The following is a 21,138-nucleotide window of genomic DNA, read 5'->3' as shown; positions in this document are numbered from 1 at the left end:
TTTTAAAATGTAACTTTAATATTACCACCAAGATATCTCACTGAAGGGTCGGCAAAATCTTCATTGCCACCATCCGGGTCAGAATATTTCCAGTCTTTTGACCAGAATAACACGTTTTGCCCAACAAAGCTAAGGGAAGCGCCTTTAATAAATCCGCCGCCCAAATTGCTCAGGAAGTTATTCGGAACAGAATAAGTTAAAGAGAGTTCGCGTAATTTCAGAAATGTTCTGGCATACACATCATTGGGATTGGCGCTGCCACCCCAGGCACTTGTACTGTGTAAATCCTGTGCAGCTTGTTTATAAGTTGTAGAAATATCATTTGGTGCATATTCGCGGGTATCGCTGGTAATGTTTCCATTTGTATCGTAAGTAACTGAACCGGAAACAACCTTAACTCCTTGACCGGTATAATTCAGACTGCCGGGATTCGATACATCCTGGAACCTTTCTTCAGTTACCGATTCCGGATGCACTCCAGCCTGCCACATGTAACTCTCTGTCCGGGTACTCAATAAACCACCCACTACGCCATCGAGCGAAGCAAACAAACTGAAATTTTTATAACGAAACGTGTTGGAAACACCCCAAATCCAGTCAGGATCCCTAAAACCATAAAGAGAATCGTAACCGCTGCGCATAATCCTACCACTTGAATTGTAAATGTGTTGACCGGCATATTCACCTTCAGGAACACGCAGGTAATCTCTTAAAACAAACGCATCAGTGCGTTGTCCTACTTCAATCCATGGTTTACCAAAGTTTGATGTATAAAGTGAATCCAGTTGAGTATATACCTGTTTGTAGGTTGACCAGTTAAGGTTTACATCCCATTGAAAATCATTGGTTTTAACAGGTGTGCCAGTAAGTGCCACTTCCCAACCACGGTTTGCACGCTCCTCCTCTGTGTTCAGGTAAATTCCGGTATAACCTGAGGCCGAAGTAAGTGGTCCTCTTTTCAGGATGTCGAAAATTTGTTTGGAATAGTAAGTTACATCAACAGTCAGCCGTCTTTTAAACATAATGCTTTGCAACCCAATTTCGGTGGTTGTATATGCATTCGGGCTATACGAGTTTAAATAAAGTGTTTCGGTTGCCGAAGCTCCGTTCTGGTCATTCCAGGTTCCGGGACTTACAGTAAAAACACTGTTAATAGCAAAAGGATCAGGAGCTGTTTTCGCCTGGGTCCATGATCCACGAAACTTTAACAGGTCTAACCAACCAGCGGTGGATTCAGGTAAAAGTTCAGATGCAACAAAGCTACCTGAAATGGATGGATAGAAATAAGACCGGTCTGATTTTGGCACTTCAGGATTAGCCAGCATGGAAACCCAATCATTTCGTCCGGTAAAGTCCACAAAAAACATCTTATTCCACGAAATTGCCATACGCCCGTAGAGAGAATTTACCTGCCGCGAAACAGTACCTTCGGCCACAGAAGCAGGATTTACCGATGCATTTAGCGAAAAATAACCCGGGATAGAAATACCTCCAACGGTTTGCGCATTAATGTTATCATTCCTGTCGTAAAATATGGTTCCACCGGCAAGGTATTCCAAATCGAAGTTATCCAAAAACGTTTTGTCTCCGGTAAATAATACATCACTGTTAATACTAAACCCCTGGGTTTTACCGGTCAGGTAGGCTCCTGTGAGCGTACCGTTCCATGTGTAAGGATTTCCGGGAATACCGGTGTTGCCGGAAGATGTGTATGATCCACGGGAAATTCTCAATTGCCCGCGATCGATAAAAAAGTCGAGTCCGGAACGTACAGTAGCTGTAAGCCAGTCTGCAATTTCATACCCCATATTAATGTCGGCATTAAAAATATCACGCGATGTTTCGTTGGTTCTTTCCCAGCGGTCGAAATAGGGATTGTTTTGATTTTTTCCACTGTATCTTTCGTTTTCAAGGTCATAGCCAAAATGGTTGTTTTGCAACTCACCGGGTTTCAACCAGTAATTGTCTTTATAATCGAGTACGTTAAAATCGGCTGATGACCATATAAGCAATGTGTACATGGGATCGTAAGAAGTATATCCGTTGGAACCCATATTTGGAGATTCTCTTTTGGTGTAAGACATATTCGAGGTTAGAGAAAATTTATCCAAATTAATATCTCCTCCTATTGTGTATGAATATTTGTCCAGCATAGAGTTTGGATACTGCCCTTTATTTTGGGTCCAGTTTAACGACGTTCTCAGTGAAACCTGATTTCCGTTAAAAGCAACACTGGCATTGTTGTTTGTTATGTAACCCGGTTCCAGAAAGTTTTTGAAGTTATCTTGACCAACAGGCAGGTATTCAAAATCCCTGAATTCTTTTGCAATGGGGTCCCATTGTCTTTTAATCGATCCGTCCATAAAAGTTCCCCACGATTGGTCGGAATTAATGTCATACAAATATGCAGTACCGCGTCCATAAACGTTCTGTTTTTCAGGAATAGCCAAAAAACCAGAGTTGAACATGGTATTTGTGGTAAGATCTACCGTTACACCGGTTTCGTTTGTACTTCCGTTTTTGGTTGTTATTAAAATTGCCCCTCTTTCTCCGCGAAAACCATAAAGTGCAGATGCTGTTGCTCCTTTTAAAACAGTCATTGATTCGATGTCCTCCGCAGCAATGTCGTTCAGTTTTTTGTTGGAGTAGGCCACGTTGTCAATCACAATTAACGGATTGGTTTCACCTCGAATGGTAAATGTTGGTTCAACGTTAAAATCGGTTGAATTTTGAACCAAAACCCCGGCCACTTTCCCGGTTAATGAGGTACCAACATCAACGCCGGACACTTTTCTCAGGCTTTCGCCTCCTACTGTCTGAACAGAATAACCCAGCGCCTTTTGTTCCCTTTTAATACCCAAAGCGGTTACAACCACCTCATCAATTCCAATCGTTTCTTCAAGCAGGGTAACATTAACCGTGCTGCTTTCCACCAGAATTTCCTGCGTTTGCATTCCCACAAACGAAAATACGAGCGTAGCATTTTCCGGAACACTGGATACCGAATAGTTCCCCTCTGCATTGGTAACTGTTCCCTGTGTTGTACCTTTTATTACAACGGTTACTCCCGGGAGCGGCAGTCCTGAAGAATCAGTTACTTTTCCCGAAACAGAATTTTGTTGTTGCAAAATGTCTTCCCGACCAGAATTTCCCGTATCGTTAAATTGGTTGGATAATACAATCTGCCTGTCGAAAACGTAATAGCGGATATCTTTCCCTGCAAGAAGAACATCGAGAATTTCGGTGATATTCTTTTCGGCCAGATCAACTTCCACTTTCTGTTCAACATCAATCAGGTCTTTGTTGTAAAGGAAAAAGAATTCCGATTTTTTTTCAATTTCCTTTAAGACCTTCCCGAGCTCAGTATCACTGTATTTCAGGGTTAACTTTGTTGACTGGGAATATGAATCCAGGGCAAAAACCTGTGCCATTCCCAACAAAACCAGAAAAACGGTTAATCGTGCCATCCTTAAAATTTTTAACATGGTGTGACTTCGAATTCCGCAACCACACCAAAACATTAAATTTCTAAACTTTTTCATACATTTACAATCTTTTGTAGAGTTAATAAATAGATTTATTGATCGCTCTGCAAGTTTTGCAGGGAGGTGGTGCGAACATCTTCCTGCTTTGCATTTTTATTGTTTCAGCTTTATTCTCACTCTCTTCTTTTTATAAATTCCATCCGAATCTTCCTGCCTTTTTTCAAAAGTATAGTTCATTGGGGTTGAAACTGAAAGCAACTTTAACACTTCTTCGAGCGGTTCATCCTCAAAAGTGGCTTTAAACCGGTAACTTTTCAGCAATTCATCCTCAATAATTATTTCCACATTATACCATCTTTCCATTCTTTTTACGGCAAGCTCCAGGGGTTCATGGTCAAGCAGAAGCAATCCGTCTTTCCAGGCTGTGAGGCTTTCGGTATCTACATTACTTACATTAAATTTATTTTCGGCAGGATACACCAACAATCTTTCACCGGGTGAAAGCGTTTTGTCAAAAATCTGATTGTTTCCGGTAACATTCACTTTTCCATCTACGAGTGCTACCTGCGAAAAAGAATCATCTTTATAAGCAGTTACATTGAATGTTGTGCCCAACACGTTCACATCGAAATCAGAAGTTTTCACATTGAAAAAAATATCCGAAGCTTTTACTTCAAAATAAGCCTCGCCGGATAGCTGCACCTGGCGTTTTTTTGTAAACTGCGGATTGTATCTCAACAACGAACCGCTGTTTAGCCAGCCGGACGAGCCGTCGGGTAAAGAAAACTGAATGCGCGAACTGTGCGGGGCCTGAATTTCTACCCAGGCTAAATCAGCATCTGACGCGGTTTTTTCATAAAAAAAATACCAGGCTGAAAAAACCAAAACCGGAATTAAAAAAATTGCTGCTGCCTGACGATAAATCCGCCACAGATTTATTTTTTTCGATTCCTTTTTTTCTTCGAGCAAAATATGGTATTCTATCTGCCTGTAAATATGATTCAATGATTTGCCGTCGGGTGAAACTGATTCACTAAGATTATTCCAGTGCACTTTCAAAAAAGACTTTGCTTCGTTAAAACTGTGTATGTTTTCAAACCAGGTTTTAACCATCTGGTAATCGTTCCAGGAGTATTTTCCTTCGGAAAACTTTTCAAGGGTTTTGTATGTGGTGTTCTTCTCCATTTTTTTCAGTTTGAAAAAGAGAAGCGTAAAAAACACTCCCCTTTTCTCTGCTAAACCAATATTAAACTATGCGAAAAAACGAATTGTTTTTTTTATGCTTGTTATATCCTGAAAATTGGAAAATCCCTAGTGGAAAAAAAGAAATTTTTTAAAATACAGGTGAATTCAAATAGGTTCTTAATTGAAAATGAGAATCATAATATTAATAGCTAAAGCTTTTCTCCTCTGTCTCTTTGTTCTGTTCACCGGGCTAAAGCGCCGGTGTAAAAAGCTCTCATTTTTTGCGCCATGCTTTAGTTTGGCGAACAAAATATTGATTTTATTTCAACGGCTTTAGCGTTTAATTCTTTTTTGTAATAAACAAATAAAAAAATACCATTCCACCCAGCCGAAGTTTTTCAAACTCTTCCTTCAGGAACTTCATGGCTTCGGTAATATGATACTCCACCGTTTTAGTTGTAATCCCAAATTCTTCGGCCAGTTCTTTTTGTGATTTTCCATCCAGCTTTTTCCCGATAAAAATTTCTTTTCGTTTTTCCGGCATCCGGTTGATCAATGTATCCAGATGACGCAAATAATCTTCAAAATCATCCTGCTCATCCAACTTTGCGGAATTTTCAGAAAAAGAAGCAATAATATCGTGTTTTAGCTGATTGGCTGCTGCCAGCTTATTAAAATATTTTCGAACCGAATTCAGAGCAATGGTGAACACGTATGATTGAAAGGATTTGCCAGTATCGATATCTTTTCTTTTATCCCAGATTTTGATAAAAACCTCCTGCACAACATCTTCTGCCCCTTCATTCGATTTTAAATAACTTAATGAAAACCTGTACAATGGTTTACTGTACTGCTCGAAAAGCTTCCTGAAACTTTCGTGGTCGCTCTTTTTCAGGCCGTTCAGAAGCCGGGTCTCAGTATTTAATTTTTTTCCAAACAAAAGATTAGTTTTTATCTGACTTTTTGCAAAGTAAATAAAAATAAACGCAATCGGTTGAAATTTTAACTTTTCCAGATGGAGGAAAACAACAAACAATTTTGTCTGGAAATTCAGATGTTCAATCTAAAAAATAAGTGTCATTTCATAAGACTCAAACATTTACCTTCAAGACTATAATCATTTTTCATGCTAAACAATAATTTGAATAAGAGTAATTATTTTTGTGGTTTAAATAGTATTAGAAATTTTAATACAAAGCTTACAGATAATGAACGAACAGGCCATCCATATTACTATCGACAATTTCCATAAACTCTGTCGATACATCGCAGATAATAACCCGGTGCTGACGAAAACGAAAACCCAACTGGGGAAAAAGGATCTTTTTGAAATCAATGGCTTGCTGCATTTCCGCAAGGAAGTTGCCGCGCCAAACTACCAGCAGGAATCCTATCCGGTGATTGATTTATTGTTCCAACTGTGCACCAGTGGAAAATTGTTCAGGAAAACGGCCGATGCGAAAGGCAATATCTTGCTGACCGGCACTCCGGCAAAAGCCGAATTCGACCAATTGAATAACTTTGAGCAGTATGCCTTTCTCTTTGAAACGTTTTGGTGTACCTTCAATTTTCTTGAAATCCTGCGGTTTGGCCAACAGCCCATCGAAGAAATTATAGAAGCTTTTGCACGCTCAACACCGGGAAAGCAGTTAAAAAAAGGCGCATTCTCCGGCCGGCGCGACTACGATCCCCTGTTTTCATACTCATCTTCCCTCATTCACTATTTCAATTATTTTGGTTTGTGCGATTTTATACCGATTACCGACAGCGACAAGAAAATCACCCGCTACGATGATTCAATAGCCGCTGTTATCCCAACTGAATTGGGAGTTAGTTTATCCAAAATCCTTTCGGGGCAGGAAATTGTTCGATGGAACATTCCCTGTTTAAAAGAATTGGGGTTCTATAAAGGGGATGTCCGGGATGATCCGGATTTTGTGCCACTTTATAAAATGATGGCGCCGATTTTCCCCGTGGGTACGATTAAAAATACGGTTTCGATAGCACCAGTTATTAAGAAAGGGTGTTATCTTTTTAAAGTAAGCGTTTCGCCAGGCGTATGGCGCAAAATCCAGCTTTCGCACCTGCACACGTTGTTGGATCTGCACAATGCAATCCAGGATGCTTTTGATTTTGATGACGACCATTTGTATTCGTTTTTCATGGATGCCAAAAGGTATTCGAGGAATTCCTATGAATCACCCTTCAATGAAAACGGACCTTATGTTGACGAAGTGAAAATTGATGAACTGGAACTTTACGAAGGCCAGCGGATTTTATATCTTTTCGATTATGGCGACTCCTGGGAATTCAACATAGTGCTTGAGAATATCGACAGCAGCAGTCCGGTCCCCTTGAATCCAAAAATCGTTGAAAAGAAGGGGAAGGCACCGGAACAATACAGGTATTTCTGATACTTTTTTTATGAAACTTGCTGCCGATCGATTATAATCAAGGGTGCCAAAGCCGATCCCAACGAATCGAAAATCATCCGCGACAAGGCTTACACCTATTTAAAAGCACTGGTTGATGAAATCCGTGAAGCCGGGAAATATGTATTCCGAAACAATAAAAACCGGCTGAAAGGCTATTCCAGCAGTTATTGGAAAAAACAAAACCGGAAAAAGAAAGATGATAACAGTGAAATTGCTGAATAACAGCATCCTGTTACGTTTTGGGGCGCCCTGTTAACTTGCGTGGCGCCCTGTTTGTTTTTACCATTCCCTGCATTGATTTTATGCTTCCCTGCACTGCAGGAATCCAAAAAAGTGCCGCAGGAAGGGTAAAAACGCTGCAGGGATCTGAAAAAGACCGCAGGGAGCGATAAAAGTACTACAGGGCAACAAAAAAGCTTACTGGAGAACAAAAAAATGCAGCAGTCTTTAAAATCTTTCTTTTTTGAAAATTAAACCTGATTTGAACAAGCCGGAAATGACAACAAACAAAAAACAAATCCCAAACCCGCCTGCCGGACGGGCAGGTAATTTCCAAATATCAATCAATTAAATTCCAATTTGTTTAACCTTTTGATGATTTTGCATATTTGAATTTGGAGTTTATTTGTTTTTTGATGGTTAATATTTGAATATTTCGGCATAAAAGACCTAATTATTTTGAATATATCAAACTCCTCCTGCCGAAATTTCCCTTGCAAAGCAGGCAGCACCCACTGCTCCGGCCAGGTCGCCGAAACCGGCCTTTACAATTTCTGTTTTGTTGCCGCCTGTGCGCCATTCATACAAACTCATAAATTCTTCAAGCGGCTCAAACAATTCCTTGCCGGCTTCTGTAATGCCTCCTCCAAGGATGATCATTTCAGGTGAAAGTATATTGGTTAAGGCAGCCAGTCCAATGGCTAATTTCTTTACAGATTTCAGCCAAACCTCCGTAGCAAACAGGTCACCATTCCGGTATGCTTCCAGTAGCTGTTGAGTATCCGAATATTTTCCCAAAGACCGTTTTTTGATGGTACAGTTCCCAATGGCATCTTCCAAACTGCCGGGTATTCCAATAATATCAGGTTCGCCTTCGCTGTCGATAACCATGTGTCCGATGTGGCCCGCTTTATTGAATGCGCCCTGGTAAGGTTTTCCATCAATGAGAATGGCGCCGCCAACACCAGTTCCCAAAGTCAGCATGACGACGTTTTTTTTGTTTTTTGCAGCGCCAAAACGTGATTCAGCCATCATAGCCGAAATGGCATCGTTCAATACAAAAGTTTTACTCTTCAAAAAGTCGGTCCAAATAAAGTTTTCCAGGCCCTGCAACCGGCCGGGCATAAAAGCGATGGCTGAATTGTTGGTATTGGGCAACCCGGGTGCAGAAATTCCAATAACGGAATCTGTAATCCCGTTTTTCACCCGTAATTCCAATACGGCCTCAGCAACACCCATTTTCCAATTCGTATCAAGTTCGTCGTTTGTGGGATGGTAATAGCTGTTTAATATTTTTCCTGTTTCATCAATGGCCGCTGCTTTAATCCTTGAACCACCCAGGTCTATTCCAATTGCATTTTTATTCATCTGTTTATAATTGTTTATTTTTTATGGTAACAGATGGAACTCGCATGAATTTTAATCATACTCGTTTGTGTTAAAAATTATCATGCTCGTTTCATCTTTACGTTGTATTGAATTCTTTTATTGCATCCACCATCGCCACAACATTTTCAACCGGAACATTGGCCTGAATGTTATGAACCGTGTTAAATACAAACCCTCCGTCCTTTGCAAAAATATCGCATAACCGGAGCACTTCTTCCCTTATTTTTTCAGGTGAAGAATAAGGTAAGGTTTTTTGGGTATCGATTCCACCGCCCCAAAAAACGAGGTCTTTTCCGTATGTTTTTTTCAGATGATCAGGGTCCATTCCTTTGGCATTCACCTGCACCGGATTAATAATATCGAAACCTGCCTCAATAAACCGAGACAGAAATGGTTCAACGGCGCCGCAGGAATGTTTGAAAGTTTTCCAGTTTGTGTTGGCATGAACCCAATCGTTAATTTTCCGGTAATAAGGCAACCACAAATCATCGAATTGTTCCGGCGAACAAAAAGTGGAATCCTGTGTACCGAAGTCAGTTCCGCATATATAAACAGCATCAATATTATCGCCAATGACTTTGAATAAACGCCTGAAATTTTCAAGTGCAATTTCGGTCTGCCGGTCAAAAATTGCTTTTATATATTCGGGCCTGATTAAAATACTCATGTACCATTCAGTAATATCGCGAATTCCTTTCGGATTCTTCAGTTTAATTCCGGGAACATGTGCAATGTCGCCCAGAGCAGTGCCTCCAAGTCCGGCAATAACCGCCTTGCCGGTGGCTCTCGCTTTTTGTGTGGTTTTTTCCCAGTATTCCAAATCGCTTTCCGAAACCAAACCATATTCTTCCAGATTATCGTTTGGGTCCAGATTTTCCTCAGTTATGGGTTGCTGACGTATTATGGCATCAAAAAAATAACCTGTTGCCGGCATTCGTCCCGATGGCTGCGCAGAAATATCGCCCCCAGGATATATAAGAAAATCCCCCTTTTCATCTTTGGTTGTATTAAAATCCTCTGGTACCAGCACAATCTGACCCCAGGGAGTTTTGAATTCTTTAAATGGTTCGTGGTTAAAAAAGCCGAAGGAATTTTTTTGGCCTTTTGCCCCCACCACATCAACCTCCAAAACTTCTGCCAGCTCCTGGTCAACCTCGCCCAGCATCTGCAATGGGTCAGTTACACGAACCGGTTTATAATCCAGTCCGTAAAATTTCCGGAGTTTTTCAATGGACAGAACATGAATTCCGGTTACTGGTGTAGAACCAAAATCAACCACCATTCTGTCTGGCTGTTTATGATTTACTGTTAAATCGAACCGTTCTTTCGATGTCATTCTGTTTTAATTTGATTATCAATTCTGCTATTCTTTTCATGCAGGCATTGCAGGCAAATCCCAACTCGTCCGGTAAGTATGTTTTATGTATTCGCCGGCAGCTTCATGGGCGTTAAATTTTGCATACTGAGTGTTGAAATGAGGGTGGCCGTCAATTACCTGGAATTCATCAGAAGTTACAATACGCAATTCATCGGTTGTTGTAATGTTGCTCACCTGCATTTTTTCAGCATCCCACTCCAGCGTTTTATTCAGACTTTGTAACCGGATGGCCAGCACCCCGAGTAAAACCATTTCGTTGAACGGACCAGAATACCCAAAATGTGAAGTCCCTTCAACCCGGTTTTCCGGCGATTCTTTGCAGGCACGAATCCAGTCCTGCTCATGTGGCCCGTCAACATACCCCACTGCGCCGGGAATTCTCCGCAAATACGGAGTTACTTTGGGAACCCGACCCGAAAGAAGCCGTGCGTTAAACCCGCCGCAACCGGTAATCATTTTATCTTTTGTGCCAACGAAAATACAGCCGCCCAAACCATCTTCCATCAGATTTACACCTTCGGGCACCAGGTCGGCGCGCACAGGCAACAAACCTCCGTCGTACCAATATACTTTTACCTCTGGCATATTAACCTTTGGCATCTTTTCTCTCTCCGGAAATGAAAATTCTACGGTTTCTGCCTGTGGTGCAGATTCGGTATTCATCTGCGTTGAACTTCCCCTGACTTTATCGGGGTAACCCAATTTTAACGCCTGGTAAACCGGATCGAGCACGTGGCAGGCCATGTCGCCAAAGGCTCCGGTTCCGAAATCCCACCAGCCCCGCCAGTTCCATGGAGTGTAAATTTCATGGTAGGGACGTTCCGGTGCCGGACCGATAAACAAGTCCCAGTTCAGTGTATCGGGCGAAGTCATTTTTTCGGCAGGACGTTCCAGACCCTGCGGCCAAATCGGGCGGTCGGTCCAGGCATGAACTTCTGTTATCTCTCCAATTTCTCCGTTCCAAATCCATTCACACACCTGCCGCACTCCGTCACCGGAATTTCCCTGATTACCCATTTGTGTGGCTACTTTGTGTTTTGCAGCCAGTCTGGTTAGTAATCTGGATTCATATACCGAATGGGTAAGCGGTTTCTGGCAGTAAACGTGTTTGCCCATGGCCAGTGCATGAGCGGCAATAGTTGCATGGGTATGGTCGGCAGTGGCAACCATCACGGCATCAATGGAATTTCCCATTTCATCAAACATTTTCCGCCAGTCCCAAAACCGTTTTGCGTTGGGAAATTCCTTAAAACATTTTTCGGAGTATTTCCAGTCCACATCGCAAAGGGCCACAATATTTTCAGTATTCATGGCCACCAGGTTCGGATGGCCTTTCCCGCCAATTCCAACGCCAGCAATGTTCAGTTTGTCACTTGGGGCACGATGGCCCAATCCGCTAACAACGTGGCTGGGAACTATTGAAATTCCTGCTGCTGCAACAGAACTTTTTCGGATAAATTCGCGTCTTGATTTGTTCATTTTATATGGTTTTTGAAATTTTAGTCATTGGTTTCACAAGTTATGCTTGTACAAATTAAAAGAAATAAAAGCTGTAAAACAATTACCAGTGTTCACTTTCTTTCAACAACTCTTCAATACAAAAAACCAAACAGCCAGAGCAATATATGGTTAATATACTTTTTTGTAACCGGATACAAAAAATAATAAAATAATTTGTAATCCATTACAAAATACCAATTCCCGGTTATTCATCTTAATTAGGGCACATCGTTTTTGTTTCGTAATTTAGCCTCACTATTTTTTCAATAAAAAATGACGTGTAAAATTACAGCCAACGATATTGTTGTGAAATCCTGGAACCAGTTGGTTGAGGAGGTTTACCACGATGCATGGAAACAACAACTTGGCCGGTATCGCAGCGATTATGCTTTTCGCGGCTTGTCGGATTGCAGCTACCAGTTGAAAAACAGCTTTTTAAGAAATTGCGGGAACCACCCCGAACTGGAATACCATCTTTTACGAAATTTCCGGAAATATGCACGAACCAGCGAACCCCAGCTTACCAACACCCAGTTGCGATCTTTGGTTTTGGCACAACACCACGGACTTACAACACGGCTGCTCGACTGGACCTACTCCCCTTTTGTGGCCATGCACTTTGCTACGGCAAACACAGAAAAATTCGACATTGACGGGGTGATATGGAAAGTGGATTTTGTAAAAGTAAATCAACTGATTCCAAAACCGCTGAATGCGCTGCTCAGCCTCGAAAAATGTAATGCTTTTACTGTAGAGATGCTGGAATCGGAATTCCTGACACTTCAAAAGTTCGATGAAAAAATCGGCCCCGGTCATGTTCTTTTTTTTGAACCGCCGTCGCTCGATGAAAGAATTGTCAACCAGTTTGCCTTTTTTTCCATTACAACCAATGCTACGGCAATCCTCGACGACTGGCTGTTAGAGCATCCAAATCTTTACAGAAGAATCATAATACCGGCTGAGTTGAAATGGGAAGTCCGCGACAAACTCGACCAGGCCAACATCACCGAACGTGTTTTATTCCCTGGGCTCGATGGACTGGCAAGCTGGCTGAAACGCCATTATCAGCCAAAATTTATCGAAGAATAATTTTTAAAATGAAGAACGATCTTATTGGACGGGCTATTGCCGATTATTTTGAACATGGTGAAACGCCCGATATTGAAATTCAAACCAATTATACAGAAGGAGAACTTCTGTCACCCGCATATTTTTTCAGAACAGTGAATGAAATGCCCGAGATTGAAAAAACAGCGCTGAACCTTTGCCGGGGAAAAGTGCTGGATGTTGGTGCAGCCGCAGGTTGCCATGCAATTGTTTTACAGGAAAAAGGCCTGGATGTAACAGCGCTGGAAAAATCGGAACTGGCTGCCAGTGTAATGAAAAAACGAGGGGTAGAAAATGTTATTTGTTCAAACGTTTTTCATTTTCACGAAAAAGGGTTCCAAACCATTCTCCTTTTAATGAACGGCACCGGAATTGGAGGTACCCTCAAAGGATTGAAAAAATTATTGCTCCACCTGAAAAACCTGCTCACCCCAAACGGACAGATTATTATTGACTCGTCTGATATCAGCTACCTGTTTGAAGAAGAAGACGGTTCGGTTTGGGTTGATTTAACCAGGGAGGGCTATTTTGGCGAAATGAATTACGAACTGAAGTATAAAAATGAATTCATGAAGTTTAACTGGCTGTTTACCGATTTTGAAACGCTTACTCAAATTTGTAAAAAAATAGGTTTGAATAGCAAAAAAATAATGGAAGGGAAAAACTTCGATTACCTGGCACAACTAACGATTTCTGAAAAATAGTTTTCCTCTAAATTTTTAGTTGCTTTAAAAACAAAATTTTCAAATAAAAATTAAAAAGTAGTTTTCCCGGTTTTCGAATAAAAATTTAAACCGTTCACCGAAAAAACCAGGGTGTTTACAGATAATTTTTCTCAGTTCATTCTAAAATTCATAAATTGCCAGTGATTTTATAATTCATTTTTCAGAAAACCAGAAAATGTAAAAGCATGAAAACAATTGTCTTTTTTTCATCTATTTTTTTTCTTTTGGGACTAAAGTTGAGTAATATTATTAATCTTCCCGCGAAGGTTGAAGCTGTGGACACAATTATTACCAACAAAATTATCCAGTCAAAACCTGCAAAAGCTCTTCCATTGTTTAAAGATTCGGAAACAGAATTACAGGAAAAGGAAGGAACAGAAAATGAGAAAACCAACAGTCAGCCCAAACCCGAAGAAGTAAACTGAATTCAATTTTGATTTACACTGAAGTTGGAATTCGTTTTAAACCAACCGCTTGTTTGGCATTTGAATAGTATTTTGGTTCCTCATGATACTTTTAACAAAATTTCCTCCCTTCAATTCCATTAATTGCTATTTTTAGAGGCAGAAATAAAAAGCAGCTTCCGGCTAAAAAGAAAAAAGTAATTTTCAAACTTTACGCCCGGCTTTGTTGTTTGTCTTTAAAATAGATGGTTATGGAAGAGAAAAAAATAAATATGCACCGCCGGAATTTTGTCCGTGCACTATCTTTGGGAACAGCTCATTTGTTATTTTCCAATTCGCTTTATGCCGGGCAATCCAGGTATGCAAGTTCCAATCCCATTCAAAAAGTGAAACTGGGAAAATCAGGATTGGAAACCACGCTTCTCGGAATTGGAACCGGTGTTCATGCAGGAAACCGGACATCCTTTTTAACCCGGCAGGACAAAAACAAAAGCATCGATTTGCTCTACCACGCATACGATAAAGGTATCCGGTTTTTCGATTGTGCCGATTCGTATGGTACACATGGGTTGGTGGCAGAAGCCATAAAAAAAATGGACCGATCCGATATTGCTCTTTCATCGAAAATATGGGTACGCGGAGGCGGAATTCCTGAACCGGAACGTCCCGATGCCGATATTGTGGTCGATCGGTTTAGAAAAGAACTAAACACCGATTATATTGATTTAGTGCAGATTCATTGTATGGTGGAAGAAAACTGGACAGAAACCCAGAAAAAACAAATGGATATTCTTGAAAATCTTAAGGCAAAAGGAATTATCAGGGCACATGGGGTTTCTGTTCATTCGATCGATGCCATGGAAGATGCCGCCAACAGTCCGTGGGTTGATGTTATTCATGTAAGAATAAACCCATACGGAATTGCCATGGACAAGCCTGAGCCCGAACAAGTAGTGAAAGTCATTAATAAATTGCACAAATCAGGTAAGGGAGTTATTGGAATGAAGCTGGTTGGCAACGGCGAATTACGCGACCAAAGCGAAAAAATTGACCATGCCCTTCGATTTGTTCTGGGCCTTGAATCGGTTGATATGATGATTATTGGTTTCGAAGAAAATGCACAAATTGATAACTACCTGGCTCGCACCGAAACGGCATTAACTGAGCTTCGTGGATAAATAAAATCTTACATCCACAATTCCATCTTTGATTTATTGCGCAGTTTTTGTACTTTTCGGCTGCTAATTTAAAAGTTGCCAAAATGAAGAAAATTGCGTTATTAAACTTTCTGTTTTTGTTCTCCATTTGTGTATTTGCACAAGATCGTATAACCGGCCTAACTTTTGCAACCCGCAGCGAAGTAATTGCACAAAACGGTATGGCGTGCACCAGTCAGCCGCTGGCCACGCAGGTTGCACTCGACATTTTAAAATCGGGTGGAAATGCCATTGATGCTGCCATTGCAGCCAATGCAGCGCTTGGATTGATGGAACCGACCGGCAACGGAATTGGCGGTGATCTTTTCGCTATTGTTTGGGACGCCAAAACCCAAAAACTTTTTGGGTTGAATGCAAGCGGAAGATCACCATACGAACTCACTCTCGATTATTTCAAAGAAAACGGATATGAAAAAATTCCGTCGCACGGTGCCCTTTCGGTTTCAGTACCTGGGTGCGTTGACGGCTGGTTCGAATTGCACAGTAAATTCGGCAAACTTTCCATGGCAGATATTCTGGAGCCGGCAATTAATTATGCACGAAACGGATTTCCGGTTTCCGAACTGATTGCACATTACTGGCAAAGCAATTCAAGAATTTTGCAAAAATACCCCGGTTTCGAAGAAATTTTTATGCCGGGAGGAAAAACACCGGCAAAGGGCGAAATTTTTAAAAATCCATTTCTGGCAAACACTCTCGAAGAAATTGCAAACAAAGGCCGAGACGTTTTCTACAAAGGTGAAATGGCGCAAAAAATGGTAAATTATCTTCGCGAACAGGGCGGCTTTTTTACCCTTAAAGATTTTGAAGATCATACATCAGAATGGGTTGAACCTGTTTCAACGAATTACCGTGGTTACGATGTGTGGGAGCTTCCTCCCAACGGTCAGGGAATTGCCGCTTTGCAGATGCTGAATATTTTGGAAAATTTCGATATTGGCAGCATGGGATTTGGATCTCCGGAATACATGCACCTGTTCATTGAAGCTAAAAAGCTGGCATTTGAAGACCGTGCCAAATTCTATTCTGACCCCGACTTTAATGAACTTCCAACAGAACATCTTGTTTCAAAAAGCTACGGAAAAGAACGGGCAAAATTGATTGATCCAAACCGGGCTGGCCGGAACTATCCCGCTGGTGAACCAGATACCGACAATACCATCTATTTAACTACGGCTGACAGCGAGGGAAATATGGTTTCGCTTATTCAAAGCAATTTCAGGGGCATGGGGTCGGGAATGACGCCCGGAAAACTCGGATTTGTTTTGCAGGATCGTGGTGAATTATTTTCCCTCGAAGAAGGGCACATGAATGTATATGAACCACACAAAAGACCTTTCCATACTATAATTCCTGCTTTTATTACAAAAGAGGGAAAACCATGGATCAGTTTTGGTGTAATGGGAGGCGATATGCAGCCACAGGGGCATGTGCAGATTGTCTGTAACATAGTAGATTTTGGCATGAACCTGCAGGAAGCTGGTGATGCCCCGCGTATTGAACATTCAGGCTCAAGCCAGCCAACCGGCGAAAAAATGACCGATGGCGGTTTAGTTTCCATAGAAACAGGGTTTTCGTACCAAACCATTCGCAGCCTAATGGAAAAAGGCCATAAAATAAGCTATGCCAACGGTCCGTATGGTGGTTACCAGGCCATTATGTGGGATGAGAAGAACAACGTATTTTACGGTGCTTCGGAATCGAGAAAAGACGGGCAGGCAGCAGGTTTTTAACCAAAACCGGAACCTGCTTCTTTTGTTCCCTTATTTGTTCATTTCTCTGTCGTATAAACATTTTATATGATGATTCGTTAGGGAATCAACCTGGTCTTCAGGTAATTCGGAAATATATTTCCAGCGCTCTGTTACCGTCTTATTCCGAATGTCTGTAAATGGACAGTTACCACACGGAGAATTAAGCGGGCAGGCGTTGGCAACTCCAAATAGCCAGATTCTTTTTTCTTCTAAATTCACGCAAATATTTTAATAAAAGAAAGAATTACAAACGTATCCCTTTATGTAATTTATACAAATAACAAAGTTACTGATAGATTTGGAATAAAAACCTGATAAATCAGGTATAAAATTACCAAAAATGAGGTAATAAATGCTTATATTATAAAAACCTGAAAAAAATCAATATAAAATTACATTTCATTTCATTTTTACTATTCCTTAGGAGAAAACCTTAAAACCTGTTTCTTTTGGGGTTCAAGTGATTGAAGATAAGCATAAATAGCTTTTAAATCATAATCGTTTATTTTGGCATACATAGTCCAGGGCATTACCGTATTAAATCCTTCATGAACAACAGGCGGCGTAAAAAGTGAATCGGAGTAAACTTTAAATCTGTTAACAAACATTTCTTCGGTCCAGTTTCCAATACCAGTTTCTTTGTCGGGGGTAATATTTGACGACCTTACAATTCCTGTTGGTAAAACAAACTCAAGACCACCGCTATAGGCTTCATCCAGAAAAAGTTTCCCCTTTTCCATGGGTGTATGGCAATCGATACATGCAGCCAAGGTTATCATATATTTTCCATATTCCACCAGGTTTTCTTTTGGAGGAATTTCACCATGAACACCTTCTTTGGGCATGGTATTTAATAGTAAACTTACCGGAAACTTTGCTTTTGATTTTGGAACAGTTTTCTCGTGCGGTTTCAAAGTGCGAAGATAGGCAATAACAGAATAAATATCTTCCTCAGAAGCCTGTGCATACATGTGGTATGGCATAACCGGAAAAAGCGCCCGACCATCTTTTGTAACTCCTGTTGTAATTGCACGGTAAATTTCTCCGTCAGTCCAGTTTCCCAGGTAATAGGGAGTAAGGTTTTGCGCATAAAAATTCCCCGGCAATCCATTCTCTTCGGTAAACTCATCCAAACTTCCTCCGGAAAAAGGAAAACCGGAAATTGGTGCAGTGAGTTTGGTAAAATCGCGTTGGGTGTGGCAATCAATGCAACCCATAACACTTGTAGCTAAATATTCGCCACGTTTCAGTCTTTCTTGAGTTATTTCGACCTGAATATCAGGAGCCGGTCCTACTGAAGGTAAAACAAACCGTAAATACATAACCAACAAAATAATCACTGTTAATACTAATCCCAAAATAATCCAAAGTATCCGTTTCATTTGATATAATTTTAAAACTGTCATACAATTTATAAAAAAAAGATAAATTAGTATTTATTTCAGGTGATATTTTTTAAACTATAAACAGAAAATTCTGTAAAAAACAATTTGAATTACTTCCTGAACAATATTACTTTGTTTATTATTATAACTTTTCGTAATTTGGAATCTTAACTTTAATGACCATTCAATGAAAAATCTGTATCGGAGATTCGAAAAAAAATTTTCTGCAATAAAAATTCCGTCTCTTTTATTTGGAATTCTTTTTGCCCTCTCGTGTTCCTTTGAACAACCTCAAATAATAACCGTCAACGGCCCCATTTCAAGTGGAAAAATGGGAAAAACACTGCATCATGAACACTTACTGGTAGATTTTATTGGTGCCGACAGCACAGGTTATCATCGCTGGAACAAAGACAGTGTTGTTGCAAAAGTACTTCCTTACCTTCTGGAGATTAAAAAATCAGGATATAATACGCTTGTTGAATGCACCCCGGCTTATCTTGGCCGCGATCCGGAACTTTTAAAAATGCTTTCTGAAAAATCAGGAATCCAGCTCATTACCAATACCGGATATTACAGCGCTGTTGATGCCAAATATCTTCCGCCACATGCATTTTCTGAAACTACTGAAGAATTGGCTCAACGATGGATTGAAGAATCAGAAAGCGGGATTGAAGGATCGGGTGTACATCCGGGTTTTATAAAAATTGCAGTGGAAAGAAAATCGCTGGAGCCCATTAATAAAAAAATTGTGGAGGCCGCCTGCTTAACACACAAAGCTACCGGACTTACCATAATGTCGCACACAGGACCTGCCATAGCGGCATTCGAACAACTTGAATTACTGGAAAAAAACGGAATTCATTCTTCCGCATTTATATGGACTCACGCGCAAAATGAATCAGACTTCAAAAATCATATTGAGGCAGCCCGTAAAGGTGCCTGGGTTGCTTTCGATAATTTTTCTGAAAAACAATTGGACAGGTATATAGAAATTGCACTGAATATGAAAAAGGAAGGGTTACTTCATAAAGTCCTTTTTTCTCACGATGCCGGCTGGTACAGGCCCGGTGAACCAGGTGGAGGAGAATTCCGTGGATTTACTGACATTGAGAAAATTCTTATTCCTGCACTTGGGGATAACGGCCTTAGCCAGCAAGATATCCATCAACTTTTTGTTCTTAATCCGTCAGAAGCATTCCAGGTAAAAAAAAGACTTTTTTAAATCCTGATTTTTATATCATGCAGGAAAATTAATTCCTGCAATTTTTATGTTTTACAATATTTCTTCAAACAAGCACAACCCAATTTTCGTATATTGTAGCGGATAGAAAAAAATATAAAATCAGCTTTTAAAAAATGAGATACAGGTCAAATAACATTTTAGCACTGGTACCTCCCACAAAAGAAGGAGAAAACATCTTAAATCAGGCCTTATTTTTCAGGCAGTGGCTTGGCATGCGCCTTTTTGTTTACCATATTATTGACAAACCTGCATTGTTCAAAAAGTTAATTCGCCCCAAACAAACCCAACTTCAAAAAAATGATGCCTTAAATTCACTTAAAAATTTTGTAAAAAACATTGCCCCACCTGAAGATTTGGAGCATTTAACATACAGAATAAAAGCCGGTTCTCAACTTCCTGTTCTGCTTAAACAATCGAAAAACGGAGGTTACGAATTTTTGATGATTGACAAAAGTAAAAATGAAAAAGGAATGGACACTGATGAATTTGATAAACTCATCAGTCGTTCCAACAGCCCGGTAATGGCACTCAATAATGGTCATCAGATGAGTGAAATAAAAAAAATTGTAATTCCTGTTGATATTTCACAATCTACACAGAAAAAATTGCTGTGGGCTACCTATTTTGCAAAAAAGTTCAGTGCAAAAATTACTATTGTCTCAGCTCTGGGAATTAACATTGAAACAAAACATAGTCTGGCCTGGCGAAATGCTGAAAAGTTAAAGCATATGCTAACACAACGAGGAATTGAATGCGATGTGGAAATTTTAAAATCTACTGGTCATGAAAAACAAAACATGATTTTGGAATACATTGAAAAAGAAAAGCCGGGGATGGTAATAATCAGAACCCACCAGGACTCAAAATTATCCGGATTACAGATTGGGAAATTTGTTTCAGAAATAATCCATGGCTGTTCCATGCCGGTTTTTGCGGTAACACAATTTATGCATCCTATGCCGGTTGATTTTGAATTGTAAAAAAGTCTGTTAAAATCCTTTTTCCTTCATCAGTTTGTCCAGTTCAGTCCATTTTTTTCCTTTACTGAAAATGGCAGCTTTTTCAGGTTCAATATTTTCAACCAAAACCTGGTACATTCCCAACCGTTTTATTCTCTTTTTCAAAATGGCATGTTCTTTATTTTCTTCAGCCACCATGCCGGCATACAATACGTTAAACCAAATTTCAATTTCAAGCATATCATTTTTGTAATGCCGGCTGAGAATGGTAATCAGTTTCAGAATTTCTTCATTAATTTCTGCATTTGTGCGATTGTATATGGTTAAAAAATCAGTGTAAATTAGTGAGGCGCCATAAAATTCACTCAGCTTTTTCAATCGGGAAAAATACTGAACATCTGCAGGAGCAAAGCGTTCCCCATTGGCGCGTGTAACAAATACGCACCAGTCATCAAATTTTCCTCTGTCAAATTCAATAAATCCACCGTGGCTAAACTGGTTAATTTTTTTTGGCATGTCAGTGCTTTTGAATGACGAAATATAGTAAATTAAAATTTTCTGAAAAACGAAAAATTCCTATACCGCTATTTGATGTTTAAACTTTTATTCTGCCGGCCTAAGTATTGTTTTCTTTCTGTTAGAAAAATTCAACATTCAGGTTAACCCTATATGAAATATCCTCTAACTTATTTAGAGGCAACATAATGGGAACGGAACATTTTTCGTATCTTTGAGCTGCATTTGGCAAAT

The 21,138-nt window shown here is 40.2% G+C and carries 16 protein-coding genes; 8 read left to right on the top strand and 8 right to left on the bottom strand.

The genetic code is table 11. The annotated features are described in order from the left end of the window. Positions 1-2: 2 nt before the first annotated feature. The 3 genes from ACESMA_RS11435 to ACESMA_RS11425 all read right to left on the bottom strand — a co-directional run bounded on the left by ACESMA_RS11435 (position 3) and on the right by ACESMA_RS11425 (position 5,610). On the bottom strand, positions 3-3,467 hold the full coding sequence (locus ACESMA_RS11435; RefSeq protein ID WP_372948950.1) for a SusC/RagA family TonB-linked outer membrane protein: 3,465 nt from the start codon (positions 3,465-3,467) through the stop codon (positions 3-5). 171 nt (positions 3,468-3,638) lie between these two features. Next, positions 3,639-4,670 (bottom strand): FecR family protein, encoded by a 1,032-nt coding sequence (locus ACESMA_RS11430; RefSeq protein ID WP_372948949.1) that lies wholly within the window; start codon positions 4,668-4,670, stop codon positions 3,639-3,641. Between the two features lie 340 nt (positions 4,671-5,010). Continuing rightward, on the bottom strand, positions 5,011-5,610 hold the full coding sequence (locus ACESMA_RS11425; RefSeq protein ID WP_372948948.1) for an RNA polymerase sigma factor: 600 nt from the start codon (positions 5,608-5,610) through the stop codon (positions 5,011-5,013). A gap of 268 nt (positions 5,611-5,878) precedes the next feature. On the opposite strand from ACESMA_RS11425, the gene ACESMA_RS11420 reads away from it, so the two are divergent. Then, the gene (locus ACESMA_RS11420) at positions 5,879-7,084 is read left to right on the top strand and encodes a plasmid pRiA4b ORF-3 family protein (RefSeq protein WP_372948947.1); all 1,206 of its coding nucleotides are present in this window, start codon (positions 5,879-5,881) and stop codon (positions 7,082-7,084) included. Between the two features lie 708 nt (positions 7,085-7,792). Here ACESMA_RS11420 and ACESMA_RS11415 read toward each other — a convergent pair. From ACESMA_RS11415 to ACESMA_RS11405, 3 genes are all read right to left on the bottom strand, one after another. After that, positions 7,793-8,692 (bottom strand): ROK family protein, encoded by a 900-nt coding sequence (locus ACESMA_RS11415; RefSeq protein ID WP_372948946.1) that lies wholly within the window; start codon positions 8,690-8,692, stop codon positions 7,793-7,795. Positions 8,693-8,789: 97 nt separating this feature from the next. Beyond that, positions 8,790-10,049: a uroporphyrinogen decarboxylase family protein gene (locus tag ACESMA_RS11410; RefSeq protein WP_372948945.1), complete on the bottom strand. Its 1,260-nt coding sequence runs from the start codon at positions 10,047-10,049 to the stop codon at positions 8,790-8,792. Positions 10,050-10,085: 36 nt separating this feature from the next. After that, positions 10,086-11,570, bottom strand: a complete 1,485-nt coding sequence (locus ACESMA_RS11405; RefSeq protein ID WP_372948944.1) for a Gfo/Idh/MocA family protein — start codon at positions 11,568-11,570, stop codon at positions 10,086-10,088. Between the two features lie 294 nt (positions 11,571-11,864). On the opposite strand from ACESMA_RS11405, the gene ACESMA_RS11400 reads away from it, so the two are divergent. The 5 genes from ACESMA_RS11400 (at position 11,865) to ggt (ending at position 16,777) form a co-directional block, all read left to right on the top strand. Beyond that, positions 11,865-12,680 (top strand): FRG domain-containing protein, encoded by an 816-nt coding sequence (locus tag ACESMA_RS11400; RefSeq protein WP_372948943.1) that lies wholly within the window; start codon positions 11,865-11,867, stop codon positions 12,678-12,680. Positions 12,681-12,688: 8 nt separating this feature from the next. After that, the gene (locus ACESMA_RS11395; protein WP_372948942.1) at positions 12,689-13,402 is read left to right on the top strand and encodes an SAM-dependent methyltransferase; all 714 of its coding nucleotides are present in this window, start codon (positions 12,689-12,691) and stop codon (positions 13,400-13,402) included. Between the two features lie 206 nt (positions 13,403-13,608). After that, a complete protein-coding gene (locus ACESMA_RS11390) occupies positions 13,609-13,848 on the top strand; it encodes a hypothetical protein (protein WP_372948941.1) in 240 nt (79 codons plus the stop codon). Between the two features lie 230 nt (positions 13,849-14,078). Next, complete coding sequence (locus ACESMA_RS11385) at positions 14,079-15,005, top strand: aldo/keto reductase (RefSeq protein ID WP_372948940.1); 927 nt, start codon at positions 14,079-14,081, stop codon at positions 15,003-15,005. 83 nt (positions 15,006-15,088) lie between these two features. Further along, positions 15,089-16,777 (top strand): gamma-glutamyltransferase, encoded by a 1,689-nt coding sequence (gene ggt, locus ACESMA_RS11380; protein WP_372948939.1) that lies wholly within the window; start codon positions 15,089-15,091, stop codon positions 16,775-16,777. A 434-nt stretch (positions 16,778-17,211) separates the two neighbouring features. On the opposite strand, the gene ACESMA_RS11375 is transcribed toward ggt, so the two are convergent. Next, positions 17,212-18,180, bottom strand: a complete 969-nt coding sequence (locus tag ACESMA_RS11375) for a c-type cytochrome (RefSeq protein WP_372948938.1) — start codon at positions 18,178-18,180, stop codon at positions 17,212-17,214. 334 nt (positions 18,181-18,514) lie between these two features. On the opposite strand from ACESMA_RS11375, the gene ACESMA_RS11370 reads away from it, so the two are divergent. Then, a complete protein-coding gene (locus tag ACESMA_RS11370; protein WP_372948937.1) occupies positions 18,515-19,408 on the top strand; it encodes a phosphotriesterase in 894 nt (297 codons plus the stop codon). 134 nt (positions 19,409-19,542) lie between these two features. Continuing rightward, the gene (locus tag ACESMA_RS11365) at positions 19,543-20,409 is read left to right on the top strand and encodes a universal stress protein (protein WP_372948936.1); all 867 of its coding nucleotides are present in this window, start codon (positions 19,543-19,545) and stop codon (positions 20,407-20,409) included. A 9-nt stretch (positions 20,410-20,418) separates the two neighbouring features. Here ACESMA_RS11365 and ACESMA_RS11360 read toward each other — a convergent pair whose 3' ends face one another. Then, complete coding sequence (locus tag ACESMA_RS11360) at positions 20,419-20,904, bottom strand: DUF7004 family protein (protein WP_372948935.1); 486 nt, start codon at positions 20,902-20,904, stop codon at positions 20,419-20,421. Between the last annotated feature and the right edge of the window lie 234 nt (positions 20,905-21,138).

The sequence above is a fragment of the Mariniphaga sp. genome, assembly GCF_041687215.1.
Classification (GTDB): domain Bacteria; phylum Bacteroidota; class Bacteroidia; order Bacteroidales; family Prolixibacteraceae; genus Mariniphaga.
Note: the sequence above shows the minus strand (reverse complement) of the source record. Positions and strands in the feature narration are given on the sequence as shown.

Excerpts from the sequence above, each read along its gene's own strand:
- ACESMA_RS11435 (WP_372948950.1), bottom strand. The coding sequence starts at position 3,467 with ATGGCACGATTAACCGTTTTTCTGGTTTTGTTGGGAATGGCACAGGTT.
- ACESMA_RS11430 (WP_372948949.1), bottom strand. The coding sequence starts at position 4,670 with ATGGAGAAGAACACCACATACAAAACCCTTGAAAAGTTTTCCGAAGGA.
- ACESMA_RS11420 (WP_372948947.1), top strand. The coding sequence starts at position 5,879 with ATGAACGAACAGGCCATCCATATTACTATCGACAATTTCCATAAACTC.
- ACESMA_RS11415 (WP_372948946.1), bottom strand. The coding sequence starts at position 8,692 with ATGAATAAAAATGCAATTGGAATAGACCTGGGTGGTTCAAGGATTAAA.
- ACESMA_RS11410 (WP_372948945.1), bottom strand. The coding sequence starts at position 10,049 with ATGACATCGAAAGAACGGTTCGATTTAACAGTAAATCATAAACAGCCA.
- ACESMA_RS11405 (WP_372948944.1), bottom strand. The coding sequence starts at position 11,570 with ATGAACAAATCAAGACGCGAATTTATCCGAAAAAGTTCTGTTGCAGCA.
- ACESMA_RS11400 (WP_372948943.1), top strand. The coding sequence starts at position 11,865 with ATGACGTGTAAAATTACAGCCAACGATATTGTTGTGAAATCCTGGAAC.
- ACESMA_RS11395 (WP_372948942.1), top strand. The coding sequence starts at position 12,689 with ATGAAGAACGATCTTATTGGACGGGCTATTGCCGATTATTTTGAACAT.
- ACESMA_RS11390 (WP_372948941.1), top strand. The coding sequence starts at position 13,609 with ATGAAAACAATTGTCTTTTTTTCATCTATTTTTTTTCTTTTGGGACTA.
- ACESMA_RS11385 (WP_372948940.1), top strand. The coding sequence starts at position 14,079 with ATGGAAGAGAAAAAAATAAATATGCACCGCCGGAATTTTGTCCGTGCA.
- ggt (WP_372948939.1), top strand. The coding sequence starts at position 15,089 with ATGAAGAAAATTGCGTTATTAAACTTTCTGTTTTTGTTCTCCATTTGT.
- ACESMA_RS11375 (WP_372948938.1), bottom strand. The coding sequence starts at position 18,180 with ATGAAACGGATACTTTGGATTATTTTGGGATTAGTATTAACAGTGATT.
- ACESMA_RS11370 (WP_372948937.1), top strand. The coding sequence starts at position 18,515 with ATGGGAAAAACACTGCATCATGAACACTTACTGGTAGATTTTATTGGT.
- ACESMA_RS11365 (WP_372948936.1), top strand. The coding sequence starts at position 19,543 with ATGAGATACAGGTCAAATAACATTTTAGCACTGGTACCTCCCACAAAA.
- ACESMA_RS11360 (WP_372948935.1), bottom strand. The coding sequence starts at position 20,904 with ATGCCAAAAAAAATTAACCAGTTTAGCCACGGTGGATTTATTGAATTT.